Origin of the sequence: Aeromonas sp. 30P, assembly GCF_051919805.1 — a bacterium.
GTDB classification, from domain to species: Bacteria; Pseudomonadota; Gammaproteobacteria; order Enterobacterales; family Aeromonadaceae; genus Aeromonas; species Aeromonas veronii.
Genome location: NZ_JBQBEA010000001.1, coordinates 1,350,943 through 1,369,972 on the forward strand (window position 1 = coordinate 1,350,943; position 19,030 = coordinate 1,369,972).

Consider the following 19,030-nt stretch of genomic DNA (forward strand, 5'->3'; position numbering starts at 1 on the left):
CCAAGAAACAGTTCTTGACGACTTTTTGTTTCAATCTAGATATTTCTATATTTCAAATAAAATCGTTGTCGATACAACCGATTGGGTGATTGTAAAAGCGCCATTTTATAAAATATATCCAAGTAAGCGTGTGGGGCGTTTAAGTTGGTGGTGAGAGAGGTAAATCTAGCCGCATTCTATCGAAAATTATTAGGCTGATAGAATGATATGAAGTATTAATCGCGGTTATATATACATCGATTATATTTTTCCATCACGTGAGGGCTTACTATGCAATTGTTACCAGTGTCCAGATTATCGGGGGGGGGGGCGGAAAATGACCTTGTGCGGGGGGGTGATAATACTTCTCATTATTCCTGCGCCATATGCTTTTACATGGTTAGAGGAGGCAATATTTAATTGGCGCATGTCGCAGCAGTCAGAGACTATTCTTACTCAGCAAGAAAGGCGCAAGGATGAACTGGATTTATCAATGGGGAAGCTTTTTGATGAGTTAGAATTCTCTTGCAGCCTGAGTGATAGGAAAAAACTGTCATTAGCGGCTATAAATAATAGGTATATTTTCCTGACAGGTGTTGTCACTAATAAAAATATGTTATGTACTAGTTTGGGGGAGGGGGTGCGCTTTACAATTGATAAGGTTGCCACAGAATACACAGGGAAAGATCGCATTAATTTCTTCAAAGTGGGTGATTCTCTTGATGGCTCAAAGCGTCTGGCATTTGCCTATTCGAGTGAAAAAGGCACTCTTTTTTCTATTTTGAGTGCTGACAGTTTCTATAGCTTACTTGATAATGCTTGTAGTGGATGTTTTTATGTTGAGCTTTTTGTAGATGAGCAGTTAGTTTTTAATATAGGTGCGGAGAGTATTAAAAATGAACCCTTATATCGAGAGTCTTATTTTTTTAAAAAAAACTCCAGGCAGGCAATGAAAATCTATGCTGGGGATGCTCTTAGAGTCGATAGCAAAAAAATTTTGCATAACCTAATAAAGATATCCCTATGCTTGATTCTTTTAATTTTACTGGTCATATGGGGTATTACTAAAATAAAGAACAAGACTCTTTTAGCTAAGTTAAAAAAAGCGATAAAATATAATGAGTTTTTTGCCTTTTACCAGCCAGTATTTGATGTTAGGCGTCAGCAGTTTGTCGGTGCTGAAGTGTTGGTTCGCTGGAATTGTAACAATGAGTGGATCTCGCCCAGTCACTTTATTCCTTATGCGGAAGAAAAGAATTTAATAATACCAGTGACTGATGTTGTTATCAAAAAAGCTGTACTTGACATGGCTCAGCTTCCTGATGATTTCTGGTACAGTATCAACATTAGTGCTAAGCACTTTATCGATGAGCAGTTGATTAAATCAATTGCGAAATTAAAATACATTGACCCCAAAAGAGTCTCCTTTGAAATAACTGAGCGTAATCCGATCCGCGATATCGAGAGTGCTAATAGGCAAATCAAGCAGTTATCATCCCAAGGGTATAATTTTAAGTTAGATGATTTTGGTACTGGCTATGGTGGTATTGCATATTTACAGTTGTTAAGTATTCGTAGTATTAAAATCGATAAGATGTTTATTGATACCATCGGGACGGATGATTTTAAATTGGGAGTATTAGAATCGATTATTGCTTTTGGTATTGAATCCAACTATCAAGTGATAGCCGAGGGTGTAGAGACAAAGGCGCAAGCTGATTTTTTATATTCTAAGGGGGTGACGCTTCATCAAGGATATTTTTATGCGAAGCCAATGAATATTAGAGATCTGTTAGCCTGCGTCTATCAAAAAGCCATCTTATAAAAGAATTCATAAAAATTGCTTAAGAAACACTAAAAAATCACATTTTTTTTAGTTTTCAACCCTGGTCAGATCGTATGATTGGTGTTGGATACGTTTCAGAGAATGCAAGATAATGAAGAAGAGTATATTCAACTATAATAGTATTCTGCCTTTATCTAGATATGTTTCTTGGAAGGAGTCTGTCGCGTTTTCTCTTGGGGATAGCTATGATTACATACGTGAGAAATTGGAATTTCATCAGAAAATTATCGGGCAGCACCCTGAGCTCTACCAAGAACGATCTTTCATGATTGAGTTGCCATTCTCGGTGACAAGATACGAGCATATGTATACATGGTTTATCCCATTCTCAATAAAATTCAAGGTTTGTGTTATCTTTTTTTTTGATGGTCAGGGTGATATTGAAAAGGCTAGTTTAAATAATGTTGCAAAATTGCGTCACCTTGGTGTTTCAGTGAGAATGAAATGTTGAATGGATTATTTTATATCGGATTGCTTTATGTGGGGTGCGAACTGGACTGAACTCCCTACTTCCAATCATCTACTATTTGGAACAGATGCCTAGGCGGTCTCTGATTATTTAGTCGGTTATTTTTTAAGAGTTAAGAAATCAGTGAGAGGTTTGAATATGACTTAATAGTTAAAGTTAAAGGTCTGAGTAACAAAGAAACTGGCATATTTCTGGCTGATGGCATCAGATGTTATCGGGGCTGCTGCATCAATTCATATATAGTAAGAGGTGAGTTATGAAGAAGGTTATTTTAAATTTTATTCTATTTTTCTCTGCAAACGGTTTTGCGGCAGAGCTTTCAAATAGTCAGGGGCTCGATACAGCAGCTCTTGTTGGGCCTGATTCTCGCATGAATTGTGATATCATGGAGGTCCCCGCCTGTAAACCGCCAGCTCCACATGAAGGTATGTATGATACAACCTCGAATGGGTTGCCGACTAAGTTGATTATGAACAATAAAGGCGCATATAACGTAAGGTACACGGTTGTATATCGTGATTATAATGGGGGGCCATGGAGGGAGTTTAAGAGCGCTTCTTTACCTATAGGTAAGGCCTATAGTATTACAATACCAGGCAAAGCATATTATGCCTATATTAGAGCCGAATATCACACGGGATTTGGATGGTCAAAAATGTACCAACGTGGGGTATGCTATTTCAACAACAAATGGACATCTTATGATGATACAATGAACATTTTTCAGATTGACAACTGGGGTGCAACCATTAGTCCGAAATGGAAAATTATGCAAGCCAAAGATACATATTATAATGGGGTTGCTGAATATTTAGGTTGCGCCGGTAGTGCTTAAGCTGTACAGATCTAGTTATCACCTGACACCGGCCTCAAACCGGTGCTGTATGATGGCGTTGTTTCTCAAATCAGCCAGCAAGACATGATGTTCCCAGCCCCGGGTGAGCTCTATACTCGGGGCTTTCTGACAGGTAGGCCAAGGGCATTCAGTTTGTTCATCGCACACACGTAGGCCATGACCTCTCCCACTTGGCCGTTGTAGTTGCGCAGACTGATTTTCCCCGCCAACAACTGTTTGAACCGATACATCGCTGTCTCTGCCAGCGAGCGACGGTGATACCCCGATATCTTCTTCCAGTGTGCCAGCCCTTCCTTGCGCATTACCAGCACAGCCTCATCTCTTGGATGTCCCTTTTTTCATAACCCCGCGCTTTTGCGAGGCGGGATAAAGGTTGTTGCCCCTTTGCGCAAGATATGCTGATGGCAGGCTTTGCTGTCGTAGGTGCCATCCGCATAAACACGACCCAGTTTGCGCCGTAGTGGATTGAGCAGAGTCGGCAGCACCTCGACATCATGGACATTCTCCAGCGAGATTTCCGCCGCCACGATATCGTGAGTGGCCGGGTCTACTGCCAGATGCAACTTGCGCCACACTCGCCGCTTCTCGGCGCCGTGTTTTCTGACTTTCCACTCACCTTCACCAAACACTTGCAGGCCGGTCGAGTCGATAACCTGGTCGGTAATACGCCCCTTTGGGGGCTGTCGATAAGCCACCATCACCGTACGGGGCCGCTTGCTTACACAACTGTAATCGGGGGCACAAGTAGGAATCCCTAGCGGGCTCGATGCATTGCAAGGACGGCAAGTTATTCGCTGTTTTTAATTGGCACGAAGCGCATGTTCGGGCGGCTCACCGCTTCGCAAATGGCTTCGGCATCGGCCGCATCGTTCTTGTTGGTTTTGACGTAAGATTTGACGAACTGCGGCGCCATCAGCTTGACGGTATGCCCCAGCGCCTGAAGTTTGTTAGCCCAGAAGTGGGCACTGCCGCAGGCCTCCATGCCAATCAGACTGGCGGGTCGGTTGCTGAAGAACGGCACCACCTGCTCGCGTTTGAGTTTCTTGTTGAGGAGCCGCTTGCCGTGCACATAGACGCAATGGACTTGGATGCAGGATTTTGCCAGATCGATACCAATCGTTGTAATGTTCATCGCGGTTGCCTCTCTCAATCAGTGGGAAGTTTCATTCGCCACTTTGGCACGTTAGATGCCGTTTTGGGGAGGGACGACCATTCCATTAGCTTGTTTATGTAGTGGTCAACTAAATTCGGACACTTGGTTAGGCCGTTCTTCGGCTTTTGCTGGCGGTATCCCGTCATTGTGGCAATGTGGACGCCGCCAGTTGTAGTAATCCATCAAGTAATAACTGATATCTCGTTTCGCTTCTCGCAAGCTCATATATCCCATAGCCGGGAGCCACTCTGACTTCAGGCTCCTGAACAGTCGCTCCATCGGGGCGTTGACGCTCCTATGTCAACAGGCTCGCGCTAGTCAGCTAAATCGGCCAAGATCAAAGGGTAGAGTTCCCTGACGATATAGCGTTTCAAACAACGCTGGATCTCTTTCGAAGATAAGCCTTGGGCGCTACGTCGTGCGACGTAAGATTGGGTTTGTGGATCTCCCCGCACCCGGACCATTGCAATCGTCCATAACGCATTGTTTGCTGTACGGTTACCACCTCGGTTTAAGCGATGTCGTACGGTCTTTCCCGAGGATGCGGGTAAAGGATTAACCCCACAAAGTGCCGCGAGCGATGCTTCATTTCTTAACCGTTCCGGGTTATCGCCAGCCGTTGACAGCAGCACTGCTGCGGTTTGAGGGCCGACGCCAAATTGCTCGCGCAGACGGCGAGCATGTTGATGGGTCAAGGCATCCAACATGGCATCAAGTTTTTCAACTTCGTCTGCCAATAGCAACCAACGCTTGGCCAGCAGGCACAAGGTAGTCGTTAACGTATGCAGGAATTCTGTGCTACCCAATGACCTGACTCGTGCACATCCCTTTGCACAGTCAGCGGGTTTGCTCTTCCAGAACCGTTCACGAACATCCTGGGGGGCACTGACAAGCAGCGCTCTTAGTTGATTCATTGCCTGCGTTTTGGCTTTGACAGCGCTGCGTCTGGCCACTGATACCACACGCATCATTTCTGCCGCACCTGACTGGGTCTTTGCTATCGCGGTAGCACTACCGGAAAGCACTGATCGCGCAGCATTTTCAGCATCGGTAGGATCCGATTTCCCCTGGAGCCTGCGTTTGGAGCGGTCAGGACGATTAACTTCGAAGACCTCGACACCATGCTTACGCAGTACACAGGCCAAGCCAGCCCCGTACGTGCCTGTGCCTTCAACGCCTGCTCTCTTCAAGCATCCGAAAGAGTTTGCCCAAGTCACGAGTCTCTCATATCCGCTGATATTGGTTGTGACCATCAAGCATCCCAGCAGATGTCCTTGTGCGTTAAGCAAAACCCCAACATGGGTATCCAGATGTGTATCTACACCAAGGATAACTTCAGCTTTGTTTCTGGAATTGTTCATGGCTCATTCCTCCAAGGAATATGCACTACCAACCCCATACGCAGGACAGGACACTCAAGATGCAGCACAAGGCTCCTATTAGGTCACTGACGCTGGGCCCGGCAATGCCAGGGAACATCAGCATCCAATCGACAGGTCAACGCAAAGGCATTATGTTCGCCAATCCCAGCACGGGTCAGATTGGGCTGATGTTCTTGAGCATAATGAACTGAGTATCCCAGCAGTTTCCACGCCGACTCATGCTCTGGGTCATACGATAGCGCCACAGTCGTTGTCGAAAAGCTCGGCTGCCATATTGGCTGCCCTGGACGCCCTTCTAAGAGTCAAGTCGTTATTTGAGTGCTGTTGATCAACCGGTTTTGATTGCGTAACAACGTATAGACTTCACGCGAGATATAACGTTTTAGGCAACGTAGCGCTTCCATTTTTGAGTGACCCTCAGCTACCCGTTTGGCCACATATTCTTGTGTTTTCGTATCGGTGCGCAATAGCCCTATAGCGATAATATGCAGAGCACTATTGGCGGCACGATCACCACCACGATTCAGTCTGTGACGGTTTGTTTTTCCGGAAGATACGGGGACTGGGCTGACGCCACATAAAGCCGCAAAGCCAGACTCAGAGGTCAGGCGCTGAGGATTATCACCAGCAGTGATCAGTGGTGATCAGTAGTGATCAACAGTTGAGAAGCACATTCGTACCCTACAGATTTTCGCCTGATAAGCTCTGGCGCTAGCTCATCGACAATCGACGTTATCATAACGTCCAGATCGGCTATTTCGTCATGTAACTCCAGATATCTTCGAGCCAGTGATTCCAGTGCAATACGATAGGAATCCTGAACATTGCGGTAGGCGGTAACATCGGGTCGCCACGAGGCCAGTGTGCGGATCAAATGCATCCTCGTGAGATGACGGATCTGGTCACGTAACTCATCAGGAGCTGACACGATATTCATCTGGATCATTTGTAGTGCAATGCGTCGGGCTGCAACAGCTGTTTTACGGCAGACTTTCAGGACGCGAAGCGCTTCAATCATTCCGCTACGTGTTTTGGGCGTGACGGTGCGTATGCGGGAGAAAGCGGCGTGGGCAGCACTTTCGGCATCGATCGTATAGCTTTTACCACGTTTACGACGTTCCATTTTATCCGGTGCGGTGACCTCTAGTACCTCGATCTCTGAACTCTGGAGGTAGCGCAGCAAGCCTGCGCCATAGGAGCCAGTACATTCAACACCGATGCGCTCAATCGTACCAAAAGATGCCATCCAGGCCAGCATTTGTCGGTATCCTTGGCGTGTTGCCGCGAAGAACTCACTCCCCAGAACTCGGTTGTTTTGATCAACTACAGCCGCGACATGTAAATCTTTATGCGTATCAACGCCCCCAACAACGGACGGTGATTGAGCGGATTTTGTCTTTGCCATAAGTCATTTCCTGCTTCGGAAACTATCCGTCATTTCTCCTGACGATAACCCGGACAGGACAGTAAAGAGACAAGCCGTCAGGCCCTTCTTGAGTCACGCGCATCGGTGAGGAGATGCCTCGCATGAAATACTTCCCGGTAACCGACGGGTCCAGGGAAAGACACATTTCTGGTTGTTCAGAGTGAGGGTCAGGAAACCGGGGAGTCTTCACTGCATCAGTGATCTTACCAGTCAGGCAAAACAGCAAGCATGGCGATGAAAACTGACAGTGACATTATTACTATCGGAGTGAAACAGCACACCGGATGGGCAACCTCGCTGCTGATAGGCCATCTCCAGTGCTTTGATTGCCAATTCTGCATCAGGCTTATCAGACATCGCCCAGCCCACGACCCGCCGGGTGTGCAGGTCAAGAACCGCTGCCAGGTAATGCCAACGACCACCTGCCCAGACGTAGGTGATATCGCCACACCACACCTGATTGGATTGCGGAACATCAAATTCGCGGGCCAGCAGATTGGGAATGTCCGGTCGTTCAGACCGTGCCACCTTATAGCGGTGTGCGCCCGGCTGTTTGGATACCAACCCGGCTTCCTTCATCAGGTTACGTACTTTGAATCGACCAATCTGATACCCCAGCGCCCGCATCATCGACATCAAGGCACGGTTGCCCGCTGAGTTCCGGCTTTCTTTGAACAAACGGCGCAACTCAGAGCGCTGCTGCATACGCTCACGGTTAATCGCCCGCCTGCGGGCCAGATAATCGTAAAAACAGGAAGTGGGCACATCGAAAGCGCAGCAGACCAGGGTGATGGGGGCTTGCTCTCTTAATCGGTCTATCAGCGCGTACGTGTGAACTCGTCCGTCATCAAGAGAGCCGTAGCCTAATGGGATGGTCTGCTCCATCCACCCCGCTATGCTGGAGCCAGTATCAAGGAGGCTCATCATGACTCAAGCGCAGATTTACATTTACGGGATCGATTTAGGCAAAAACTGGTTTCACCTGGTGGCGATGGATCGTATGGGGGATGTATTGACCAAGCAAAAGCTCACTCGTTCACAACTGAAACAGTTCATCAGCACGACCCCACCCTGTCGGGTTGCCTTCGAGGCATGTCCTGGTTCGCAATACTGGGGACGCCTGTTTCAACAGGCGGGGTTCGAGCCCAAGATTATTCCCGCTCAATTTGTTAAGCCCTACCTCAAATCAAACAAGAATGACTTCAACGATGCTACCGCCATTGCCGAGGCTGGTAGCAGAGGCACTATGCGCTGTGTCCCGTTGAAATCTCATGAGCAACTGGCATTGCAAGCGACTCATCGCGTCCGTCAGCGTTTCATCGTCGAACGTACCGCCACTGTCAATCAGATGCGAGCGTTGCTGCTGGAATATGGGCTCACCGTGCCAGTCGGCAGAAAAGTCTTCGAGCGCTCTCTGCCGACGATCCTTGAAGATGCCGAGAATGGCTTGCCTGACTTTATCCGCGCCCTGGTATTGCGCCTGAGAGAACGGTGGCAACAGCTGTATATTCAGATTGATGACATGAGCCTCATGCTCGGACACGCCTCGAGCACATCGAGTTTGTGCCAAAAAATCAGTACCGTCCCCGGCATTGGACCAATTGTCTCAACCGCGTTGATTGCCGCGATTGGCAATGGCTCACAATTCAAGAAAGCCCGCGACCTGTCAGCTTGGTTGGGGCTGGTCCCCAGGCAATATTCAACGGGCGGCAAATCTTCGCTCGGCGGGATCAGTAAGCGTGGTAATAGCTATTTAAGGCAAATGGTTATTCAGGGCGCCAAAGCGCTGAAAATTCACATGAAGCGTGACAAATCATCGTTAGGCGAATGGGTCGCCAGGCTGGAGGCTGGCCATCACCATTATGTGGTCCTTATCGCCTTGGCCAACAAGATAATGCGAATTTGCTGGAAAGTACTGACATCCGGCAGGGATTACCAATCCTATCCCAACGCAAGCGCAGCCGTTTAACAGATATAACTCATACCCGGTTTTGCGAGCCAAAAACAGATGACAGAAGCGTTCACCCCACGACGTTGCAGCCTGGCTAAAAAAGCAGTCTCTCATGACTGGTAGCTTTATTAGGACGACGACGTGCGGATCCCATCAAGGCCAGAGCCGGAAAACGGCTCACAGACAGGCCGGATACATTGACGCAAACGACTTCTGGAAATCAGTTCACGCTTGCATATAAGGAGCAGACCATACATTTTTTAGAATGTCCTTTTCGCGCTCGAGCCGATTGATGCGGGCTTCCAGCTCCTGGATTTTCTGCTGCTCCGGAGTCAGTGCTTTTCCGATGGGGGTTGTACCACAGCGTTCGGATTGCAGTTGCTGAACCCAGCGGTGCAGTACGGTTTCACCGACATCCAGTGAACGGCTGGCTTCAGGGACAGAATATCCCTGGTCGAGTACCAGGGATGCAGCTTCGAGTTTGAATTCGGCAGTAAATGAGCGACGTAATCTTGTCATTGAACACCTCAGATCAGGGTGGCGACTGTTCCACCTAAAATGGTGTCCGGGATGATTAGACCACTACAGTTAGTTCCATTTACGTAGCATCGATTTGGGCAACAACACCCTTGTTTGTATCTTCTTTTGACTATAAAAATGCCTGCATAGCAGGCATTCATTACGTTAATAAACAAGGCTAAAATTAATAGTATTCAGAATCTTCTGATGCGCCACTAAAATCTATCGACGGTATCTCCATGCTTGTGTCAGCGTGAGCAACTGATATAGCGGATGGAGTATGTTCAAATTCTCCACTATTAGTTGTTACATTACCGCTGGCATCTATCGCTTTTACCTCAAATTGATTGTTGCCAGATTGTATTTCCATAGCGTCAATATCAACATGCCAAGTATTACCAGATATGGTTGTGTTGTATTTCACACCATTTAATGTGAAATAAATGATAGCATCAGGATCATCGACGGTGCCTTCAAAGGTCACAATATTACTATTTGCCGTACCACTATCTAGGGTGACATCTGGCGCTAAGGTATCAATTTGAATACTTCCAAATAGCTCATCTTTATTTCCAGCAGGATCTATCGTTTCAATTTTGTAGCTATGGTCATCATCACTGAGTGGGTTGGTTACTTGGCACTCCCAACTGCCATCATTATTGACGGTGGTAGTATAAGTTAAACCGCTTATTGATAAGGTTATCGTACTGCCCGGTTCACCGGTTCCAACAAACAATGGTGTATTTACATTTGTTATGCCGTCATGGTGTGATACACCACTGTCGGAATTGGTATCCAATGTACCAGTCAGTGCTGTAGTCGTATCAATAATAACCTCACCTTCCAATTTCTGCTTGTTACCGGCTACATCCTCCACAGAAATGACATACTCATATGTCCCCTCAAGCAGCACGGCATCGTTGGGAATGGTGATCGACCATTGACCGGCTGCATCGACCGTTGTTGAATAGCTGGCACCATTGATCAGCAGGGTGACTGTCGAGCCCACTTTCGATTGCCCGCTAAAGGTTGGGGTGGTATTGCTCGTCACGGAGTCACCAACAATACCAGAGTCACTGCCGATGCTGAGTCCTCCTGTGATATTTAATTGGGTATCAACAGTGAATACGGTGTCTACTTGGATACCAATATTGCCTGCTGCATCGATAGGGGTCATGAGAATGGTGTAACTACCATCGGGTAATGTCAGACCGACAGGAATGGTATAAGACCAGAAACCATTGCTATCAACCTTAACATTAAGGTCGATGATCATACTTCCATCCGCACGTAGCAATTGTAAATGTACTGTACTATTGGGTTCACCCTCACCAGCAAGCGTGGGAGTCCTGATATTGGTTATATTATCCCCCAAATTCCCGGAATCAGAATCCTCATGAACTCCGCCAGTGATACTGCCTGGTGGAGTCGTGTCAATGGTAAATTGACCATTAAAAATGGTGTTATTTCCAAATGGTGAGGTGGCAATAACTTGGTATGAATAGGTGTCATCAGCCAATGTCGTGGGGAGCGTGAATGACCATATGCCATTGCTGTTAACGATTACTGGATATGCTTGACCGTTAACAATAACCACCACGCTGGCGAGATTATTTGTTACTCCTGTTAACGTAGGGGTGGTGATATTGGTAATGTTATCACCAATAGTACCCGAGTCAGATGCTCCACTGAGCCCACAACTCAATAGCGGCGCCGTATCGACGTATATCTGTCCTGTCAGCTCAGACATGTTACCTGCACGATCCGTCACAGTGACTTCGTAGTCATGGAACCCATAATCGAGAGCTGCATCCGCAGGCAGGGTGATGCTCCAGACTCCTACAGCCGTCGCGGTAACAGTATAACTCTTACCATTGATCGTCAGTACAACCGTTGCATTGGGCTCCGTAGTGCCGCTAAAAGTTGGTGTTCTCACGATAGAGACATCGCTATCGCCTGGTGCTGCACTGTTGGCGTCGAGGGCCACCGTCAGTTGATCGGGTGCCTGAGTGTCTACCCCGATGTGACCACTAACTATCTTTGTATTACCGGCCAGGTCGGTCGTCGTGACATTATAAGAGTGAATGCCATCTCCTAGTGGCGCGGTGACGTCGATAAACCAAGAACCATCTGCTCTAGTTTGGGTGGTGTAGGTCACGCCATTGATGACAAGCATAATGCTGGAGCCTGGCTCAGCGGTTCCAATAAGGGTAGGAGTGCTGTTATTTGTGAGTTGATCCCCTTTTTGGCCACTGTCACTATCGTCTTGTAACCCGTCAAGCGCTATTTGAGCCTTGGTATCGACCTCAAATTGGCCGGAGATTGATGTAGATAAATGACCGGCTGAGTCTTTCAGCGCAACGGAGTAATCGATGACGCCATCCGATAGTACATGGCCGACAGTCAGAGACCACAATCCGGTTGCATCTGCAAAAGTACTGTAGGTGTGACCATCGATAGTTACGATCACTTCAATCCCAGCGGGAGCCACCCCACTTAGAGTTGGCCGGTTTATATTGGTCAGATTATCGCGATCACCACTATCACTGGCACTGTCAAGTTCGGCACTGAGCCCATCGGGTGCGAAGCTGGTGACAATCTCCACATTGCCCATTAATGGCGTATTAATAACATTACCTGCACGGTCGGTGACCGATACGCTGTAATTATACTGACCCGCCGGCAAGCTATCGATTTGAATACTCCAATATCCCTGTGCATTGGCTGTCGTGGTATAGGTGACTCCATGGATAACGAGAGCCACATGCGCTCCGGCTTCGGTAATGCCATTAAAGATAGGGTTGGATACTTTGGTGATACCATCACCTATCGTACCGGTATCGCTACTGGCATGTAATTCGCAAGTAACGGTAGGAGGCTGGGTATCGATGGTAAAGTTACCGGTCAGCTCCTGTTTCATACCGGAAGGTGAAATGACAACGACAGTGTACGCATAGTCCCCATCTGCCAAATTACTGAGGTTAAATTCCCAGAGCCCGTCATCACCCGCGATGATTTCCTGTTGTTGACCATTAAACGTGAGGCGAACTCGCATGCCAGGCGTCGCAGTTCCAGACAGTGTCTGATCGGTAATATTGGTGATGGCATCCCCAACAGTCCCTGAGTCATCATTGAGATCTAAACCACCTGTGATAGCGACCGGATCGGTATTAATAATGACGCTGCCGCTAACCGGTGCTGAGGTATTTTGGGCCACATCGATTGCCACAAATGAGTATGAATAGGTGCCGTCAGGCAGTGAATCTGGAACGATAAAGCTCCATGCCCCCTGGGCATTGGCCTTAATGGTATAATTGACGTTATTAATCGTAAAAATAACGGTGGCATGTGCGTCCGTGATACCGCTGAAGGTCGGGCTTGCACTATTTGTCATCCCAGCTTGGGCATCGTCATCGGCTGAGATCAAGGCGCCATTAACGGTAGGGGGGAGAAGTCAAGTTGCACTCTCAAAGAATAAGTAACGGTATTGCCAGCTTTATCCCATGCTTGAAAATACATCGATCCTGAAGAACCATTTCCGCCACTCCAGGTACCACTTGGTACCGTAATACTCCAATCGCCATTTTCGTCGACGGTGGCTTTGACTGATCTGGAGCCTGCGCGGAACTCTACGATGGTGCCAGGTTCCCCCTTGCCGGTAAATGTTGGGGTGCGGCTATTTACGACGATGGTCGTATTGGTTGCAGTACTACTAAGTTCACCATCTTGTCTATAAATTGAAAGTAGTGGAATGGCCGTATCAACGGTCACACTGCCGTCGAAGCTAGATGAGTTACCCGCTCTATCGTTATTCGATACGGTATAGCTATACTCACCATCATGTGATACAGAGATGGGAATGTTCCAATTCCCATTATCATCAACCTGTCCAGTATAAGTTAAGCCACCCAATACGACAGTCACCTCGCTACCCGGCTCCCCTTTACCGGTTAGGGTAAAATGACGGGTCTTGCTATATGTGGCATCAGCGCCTGGCGTGGTGGGAATATTTGCCAAACCAGTAGTGGTAAGATCCGGTGGGGTGGTATCAATGGTAAGGATGGCATCTTGCGTCATCACGTTGCCATTCATATTTTCGATTACGGTGAATGTATGTTCGCCATCAGTTAGCGGTCCCGGCGGGATAAATTGCCAGACTCCGGCGGCATCAGGCGTGATGTCATAATAAATGTTGTTAAACAGCACCCGCACAATGGCGCCAGGGGTCGATTGGCCGTTCAATGTGGGACTAGCGTTATTGGTCACCATGTCGCCAAATTCACCGGAGTCGCTGTCGGGCGACAGCTGGACAACGATGTTGCTTATAGTCACCGTATTCTCAATAGTGGCGGTGTTGCCGTGTCTATCTATCACATTGATGGTGTAATCGTAGTGACCAGGGGTGAGCGGGCCTGGTGGGGTAAAACTCCATATCCCTGTGTTGGTATTGATCGTTAACGGATATTCGACACCATTAAAAATAATGCTTCCTGCAACGTTACTCAAGTTTCCTGAAGAACCAATGACTTGACCAGTGATCGTAGGTCGGCTATGGGAAGTAATATTATCGCCTTTCGTATCCGTATCGCTAGCATCGCTTAGCTGTGCGGTAACAGTAACAGTTTGATTACCGAAAGAAAGCGTTTGTGAACTTGTATTACTGCGATTTCCTGCGCTATCGATGTAAGTCACAGCAGCGGTGAATGTAAGCAAATTGCTATTTGCTGGCAGAACTCCGGCAGGAAGAGTAATACTCCAAGTCCCATCAGCGTTAATAATGGTTGTTAAAGTAGTGATCTTGCCGTTGATAGTGAGCTTTAGTTCGACAGTATCCCCAGCAATACCGTTACCGGCTGTGATCGTAGGGGTGTTATCATTAGTCCAACGATTACCATTTGTACCAATATTAGTGTCAGATATATCGAAAGTGGGGAGACTCGGGGCATTCGGTTTGGTATTATCGGTGATGATGGAATGAGTCACCGTGGTGCTGTTACCGGCTAAATCAGTGACTGTCAGGGTAAATGGAGTGTTGCCATTAGCCGGCAATAAGTTAGCTGGTAACGAAAAACTCCAGCTTCCATTGGCTGTAACCGGAATAATATAATTTGTTCCAGCGATAGTAAGCATTAACTGGGTCGCTCCGGCTTCAACTTTTCCTTCCAGAGTTGGGTTGCGGCTCTGGGTGATAAAGTCACTTTTGACCCCGCTATCCGTAGCGGCACTGAGATCTACCTCTAAAGAGGGGGCTATCGTATCGACCATAACGGAGCCATTCAGGGTCGTAGATAATCCCGTATCAGGGTTAGTAGAAGTGATAATATAAGTATTTTGGCCTTCAGCGAGTGCATCAGGGATAGTAAAGGAATATGAGCCATCACTTCCCACAGTGATGTTATATGTATTTCCTCCAATCGTAATAATAAGGTCACTGCCTGGATCTGTAATTCCACTAAACACTGGTGTGTTAATATTGGTGATATTATCCCCTTTGATATTACTGTCGCTATTTTCATCTAACCCGCCGCGTAACAATGGCGGCATAGTACCATCAGGAGCGTAAGTCAGCGAACCAGAGGTACTACTGCTATTACCCGCAACATCAGTTATATCTACTTGATAGTTATGCTGACCTTGTGGCAGGGGGTCAGAAATACGGCAAGTCCAGTTTCCATCAGAGTCTACGTTGGCAAAGTAGCTTTTTCCATTGATTGTTACTGTGATCGTCGCACCAGCCTCACCTTTACCACTGAGTAGTGGACGGTTAGTTGCCGTAATATTCGGCCCCGTGCTTTCACTGGATATATCTAGCTGAGCAGTGACAGATGTTTGCGTATCTATGACTAATGTATTTGTTGTTGTGTCTAGGTTGCCAGCTTTATCGATCACAGTAACTGAGTAGCTATAGCTGCCATCACTCAATATGGGAAGTGTAAATGACCACTCGCCATCACTGTTAGTTGAAATTTTATAATTCACACCGTCAAAGGTAAGCGTAACGCTCGCACCAGGTTCCGCCTTCCCCTGTAGAATAGGCTGGTTGACATTAGTGATACCGTCGCGATCCGAATCTCCACTATCAGTCGTCTTATCCAACGCAACCTGATTATTACTAATAGCAGTATCTATGGTGATAGAACCATCTATAGTGCTACTTGTACCGACAGCATTAGTGACGGTAATAGTATAGTTGTAATCGCCATCTAATAAGGGACTAGGAATATCTATTTGCCACTCCCCAGTGGCTCCTACAATTGTGCTGTAAGATAGGCCGCCAATGAGTAAGTGAACGGTGAGACCTGGTACACTGATCCCCTTAAACACAGGAGTGTTAATATTGGTTATGCCATCACTGTCTGACTCTCCTGAATCGGCACTGGTGTCAAGCCCTGCTGAAAGCGTGGGGATAGAGGTGTTGATCGTTATGCTTCCTACGCTGGCATTTGTGATGATATTACCCGCGATATCTGTCACAGTAATGCTGTAGGAGTGAACACCATCTATAAGTGGTTCGGTTACAGGAAGTTTCCACTGACCGTCAGCGCCAGCTAGCACCTCATAAAGCTGTCCATCAATGGTCAATGTAACCTTGGCACCAGGTTCGGACTTTCCTGCAAAGATTGGCGTATTAATATTACTTATGGTTAGATCGGTGGAGGTTGAACCATCTTCTTTTTCAAGTACCACATCAGTCAGTGTCGGTGATTCGGTATCAAGCGTGAATGCTCCGTTGATAGGGTCGGAAATGTTACCCGCCAAATCGGTGATAGTCACGGTATAGGAATGAACACCATCGCTAAGCCCGATGGCCGTTGTGTCTATGGTAATAGACCAAAGGCCATCCGCATCGGCTACAGAAGTGAATGTGATACCATGAATGACGAGGTTAACAGTGGCACCAGGTTCGGTGACACCAATGATAGTGGGGGCAATATCGTTGGTGATATTGTCACTGCTATCGAGCCCCGTGTCGCTGTTTTCATCTAATATTGGCACAGTCGATGGCAAGATGGTGTCAATTATCAACGAACCTGGATAAGAGTTAGTATTACCCGCTGTATCGGTGACAGTGATGAGGTAGTTATGTTCTCCATCAGGTAATGGCTGATTTAAAGAGAGCGACCACTGACCCGTTTGGTCGGCGACAACATTATAAGTTATACCATTAATCAAAATTGCAAGGGATACCCCTGGCTTAGTTGCTTGGCCGGTGAGAACCGGCTGATTATGGTTAGTGATAAAATCACTCTGCGCACCGCTGTCGCTAGCCCGATCAAGTTCAATGCTGGTCTGTGGCTGCACGGTATCGATGGTAAAACTATCGCTAATGAGATCACTATGATTACCTGCATCATCGATTGCAACCACATCATAGTTATATACGCCATCTGCTAAGGTATCGAAAGTAAATGCCCAGAACCCATTGGTGTCAGCAATGATATCGTATATATTATTATTTAACGTTATTCTGATCTGAGCGCCTGGCTCTGATTTTCCACTAATACTTGGGGTACTGATATTGGTTATCTGATCACCAGCAATACCGGTGTCTGAGTCAAAAGAAACAGATGTTAGCGGCGCGGATACATCTATTATTACGGAGCCAGAAGAGGTAATTTGATTGCCAAGCTTATCCTCCGCAACTACCGTGTAGTTAACGCTACCCTCAGGAAGAGCAGGGGTTATGCTGAGCGACCAATGACCATCAGCATCCGCAGTGGTGGAGTAGCTCATGCCATTTATCATAAAAGTGATCGTGGCATGGGGTCTAGAGACACCAACAAAAGCGGGCTCTAAGGAGTTGGTTTTATTGTCATTAACAATGCCAGAATCATGATCATGGTGTAGTTCGACAGTTAATGTTAATGGTGATGTATCAACGTGAAAACTACCTGTGCTTGAGGATGTATTTCCGGCGATGTCACTGCTGGATACACTGTAAAAATATTCCCCATCTGACAAGGGACCTGGGATAGAGAACTCCCAACGGCCATCAGCTTCGACAGTGACATCATAAATTTTACCGGCAAAGACAATCGATAGTACTGAGCCTGGCTCTGTCCAGCCGGATACAATTGGATATGCATTGTTGGTTAAGCTATCACCTTTTTGTCCACTGTCGGTCGAATCATCAAGTGAATATGAAAGCTGTGGTCCTCGACTATCGATAGTTAAATTACCATTACTCGAGGATGTATTTCCTGCTAGATCTGTAGAGGTGATCTTGTAGTTATACTCTCCATCTTTCAATGTGGTATTTACTTTGATAGACCATACACCATCAGCATTGGCAATGGCTTGATATTTTTTACCATCTAAAGTTATAACAATAGTTGCGCCAGCTTCCGCTTGCCCTGTAAAAACAGGATGCGACTTATTCGTGATGTTATCACCTTTTTGGCCTGAGTCAGAATCATCATCTAAAGATACCGTTGTGTTGGAAATTTCTGTGTCAATGACAACATTTCCAGTAACACTTTTTGACTCAGCACCGACAGACACCGTTAGCGTATAGTCATGTTTGCCATCAGATAACATGCTATCCAGAGTAATACTCCAACTGCCTTGACTATCAGTATTAATCACATAGGTTCGGCCCGATATCACTAACTCAACTTGGCTGCCCACTGTGGCAGTACCACTAAATGTAGGGAGTGCAACGTTGGTTATATTATCGCCTGAAGTACCAGAATCAGATAGTTCATCTAAACCACCTTGAATAAAAATAACTGGCATCGAGTCTATAATCGGTGGGATTATAGCCGGTGGTATGCTAGGCTCAGAAGAGGACTGACTAGAAGATGAACTGCTGGATGCGTTCGGCTTGGGTGTGCTGGATGTAACTGTTTGCTCGGTTTTTTCGGTAGAGTTATATTTATTTTCATTTTTAACTCGTTGCCTTTGCTGTGCGATCTGCTCAAGTGCTTTTACTTGATTGATCAAGGACTCATTTTCTTGCTGCTGATGAGCTACTGCCTCTGCCTCACTATCTTTTAGCTTTGCTGCATGTTCTTTCTCTTTTTCTTCCAGTTTATCGAGTTCTAGTTGCAAAGCGGCCAATTTATTTTGTAAAGCTACGAGATCGTCGTCTGAAATTGGTTTTTCTTGCTGTGAATAATTATTGTCAATGGTGATTGATTCACTGTTGATGATGTCTGCAAAATAGACAGTATCTAAACCAAGATTTTCTGCTGAGATTGCATCTACGATATTTTGGCGTGTTATTGGCTTATTATTAACGCCTAGAAGCTCTACGTCGTTAGTGAGATAATCGGATAAACCATCTTTGAGAATAATTTTTTTCCCATTTTGGTCTACTATTTGCAAGTCATATCCCATAACTTTAAACGCTGACACGCGAGTTTCTGGGTTTAATTCAGCAATACGCATATATACTCCTTTTTTTATTTTATCAAACCTCAAATATAGCAATAGATGTCGACATGCTC

7 protein-coding genes and 6 pseudogenes are annotated in these 19,030 nt (G+C 46.5%); 4 read left to right on the plus strand and 9 right to left on the minus strand.

The genetic code is table 11. From position 1 onward, the window contains the following. The first annotated feature begins 316 nt into the window (after nucleotides 1–316). The 3 genes from ACTG2B_RS06445 to ACTG2B_RS06455 all read left to right on the plus strand — a co-directional run bounded on the left by ACTG2B_RS06445 (nucleotide 317) and on the right by ACTG2B_RS06455 (nucleotide 3,129). Complete coding sequence (locus ACTG2B_RS06445; RefSeq protein WP_439995381.1) at nucleotides 317–1,804, plus strand: EAL domain-containing protein; 1,488 nt, start codon at nucleotides 317–319, stop codon at nucleotides 1,802–1,804. Between the two features lie 112 nt (nucleotides 1,805–1,916). Beyond that, complete coding sequence (locus ACTG2B_RS06450) at nucleotides 1,917–2,276, plus strand: hypothetical protein (protein ID WP_439995382.1); 360 nt, start codon at nucleotides 1,917–1,919, stop codon at nucleotides 2,274–2,276. 274 nt (nucleotides 2,277–2,550) lie between these two features. Beyond that, a complete protein-coding gene (locus tag ACTG2B_RS06455) occupies nucleotides 2,551–3,129 on the plus strand; it encodes a hypothetical protein (protein WP_439995383.1) in 579 nt (192 codons plus the stop codon). 110 nt (nucleotides 3,130–3,239) lie between these two features. On the opposite strand, the pseudogene ACTG2B_RS06460 reads toward ACTG2B_RS06455, so the two are convergent. The 6 genes and pseudogenes from ACTG2B_RS06460 to ACTG2B_RS06485 all read right to left on the minus strand — a co-directional run. Then, nucleotides 3,240–3,908, minus strand: a pseudogene (locus ACTG2B_RS06460) (IS5 family transposase); the annotation flags it as partial. Nucleotides 3,909–3,940: 32 nt separating this feature from the next. Continuing rightward, nucleotides 3,941–4,282: pseudogene (locus tag ACTG2B_RS06465) on the minus strand (IS110 family transposase); the annotation flags it as partial. A 105-nt stretch (nucleotides 4,283–4,387) separates the two neighbouring features. After that, a pseudogene (locus ACTG2B_RS06470) lies at nucleotides 4,388–4,591 on the minus strand (integrase core domain-containing protein); the annotation flags it as partial. A 26-nt stretch (nucleotides 4,592–4,617) separates the two neighbouring features. Continuing rightward, nucleotides 4,618–5,664 (minus strand): IS110 family transposase, encoded by a 1,047-nt coding sequence (locus tag ACTG2B_RS06475; protein ID WP_439995384.1) that lies wholly within the window; start codon nucleotides 5,662–5,664, stop codon nucleotides 4,618–4,620. 323 nt (nucleotides 5,665–5,987) lie between these two features. Next, a pseudogene (locus ACTG2B_RS06480) lies at nucleotides 5,988–7,090 on the minus strand (IS110 family transposase). A 273-nt stretch (nucleotides 7,091–7,363) separates the two neighbouring features. Beyond that, nucleotides 7,364–7,975 (minus strand): annotated as a pseudogene (locus ACTG2B_RS06485) (IS3 family transposase); the annotation flags it as partial. Between the two features lie 61 nt (nucleotides 7,976–8,036). On the opposite strand from ACTG2B_RS06485, the gene ACTG2B_RS06490 reads away from it, so the two are divergent. Further along, nucleotides 8,037–9,080 carry an IS110 family transposase gene (locus ACTG2B_RS06490; protein ID WP_439995385.1) on the plus strand — a complete coding sequence of 348 codons (1,044 nt, stop codon included), beginning with the start codon at nucleotides 8,037–8,039 and terminating at the stop codon, nucleotides 9,078–9,080. A 240-nt stretch (nucleotides 9,081–9,320) separates the two neighbouring features. On the opposite strand, the pseudogene ACTG2B_RS06495 reads toward ACTG2B_RS06490, so the two are convergent. From ACTG2B_RS06495 to ACTG2B_RS06505, 3 genes and pseudogenes are all read right to left on the minus strand, one after another. After that, nucleotides 9,321–9,581 (minus strand): annotated as a pseudogene (locus ACTG2B_RS06495) (transposase); the annotation flags it as partial. 184 nt (nucleotides 9,582–9,765) lie between these two features. After that, nucleotides 9,766–12,975, minus strand: coding sequence for an Ig-like domain-containing protein (locus ACTG2B_RS06500; RefSeq protein ID WP_439995386.1), 3,210 nt, complete (start codon nucleotides 12,973–12,975; stop codon nucleotides 9,766–9,768). A 29-nt stretch (nucleotides 12,976–13,004) separates the two neighbouring features. After that, a complete protein-coding gene (locus ACTG2B_RS06505; RefSeq protein ID WP_439995387.1) occupies nucleotides 13,005–18,971 on the minus strand; it encodes an Ig-like domain-containing protein in 5,967 nt (1,988 codons plus the stop codon). Nucleotides 18,972–19,030 lie beyond the last annotated feature (59 nt).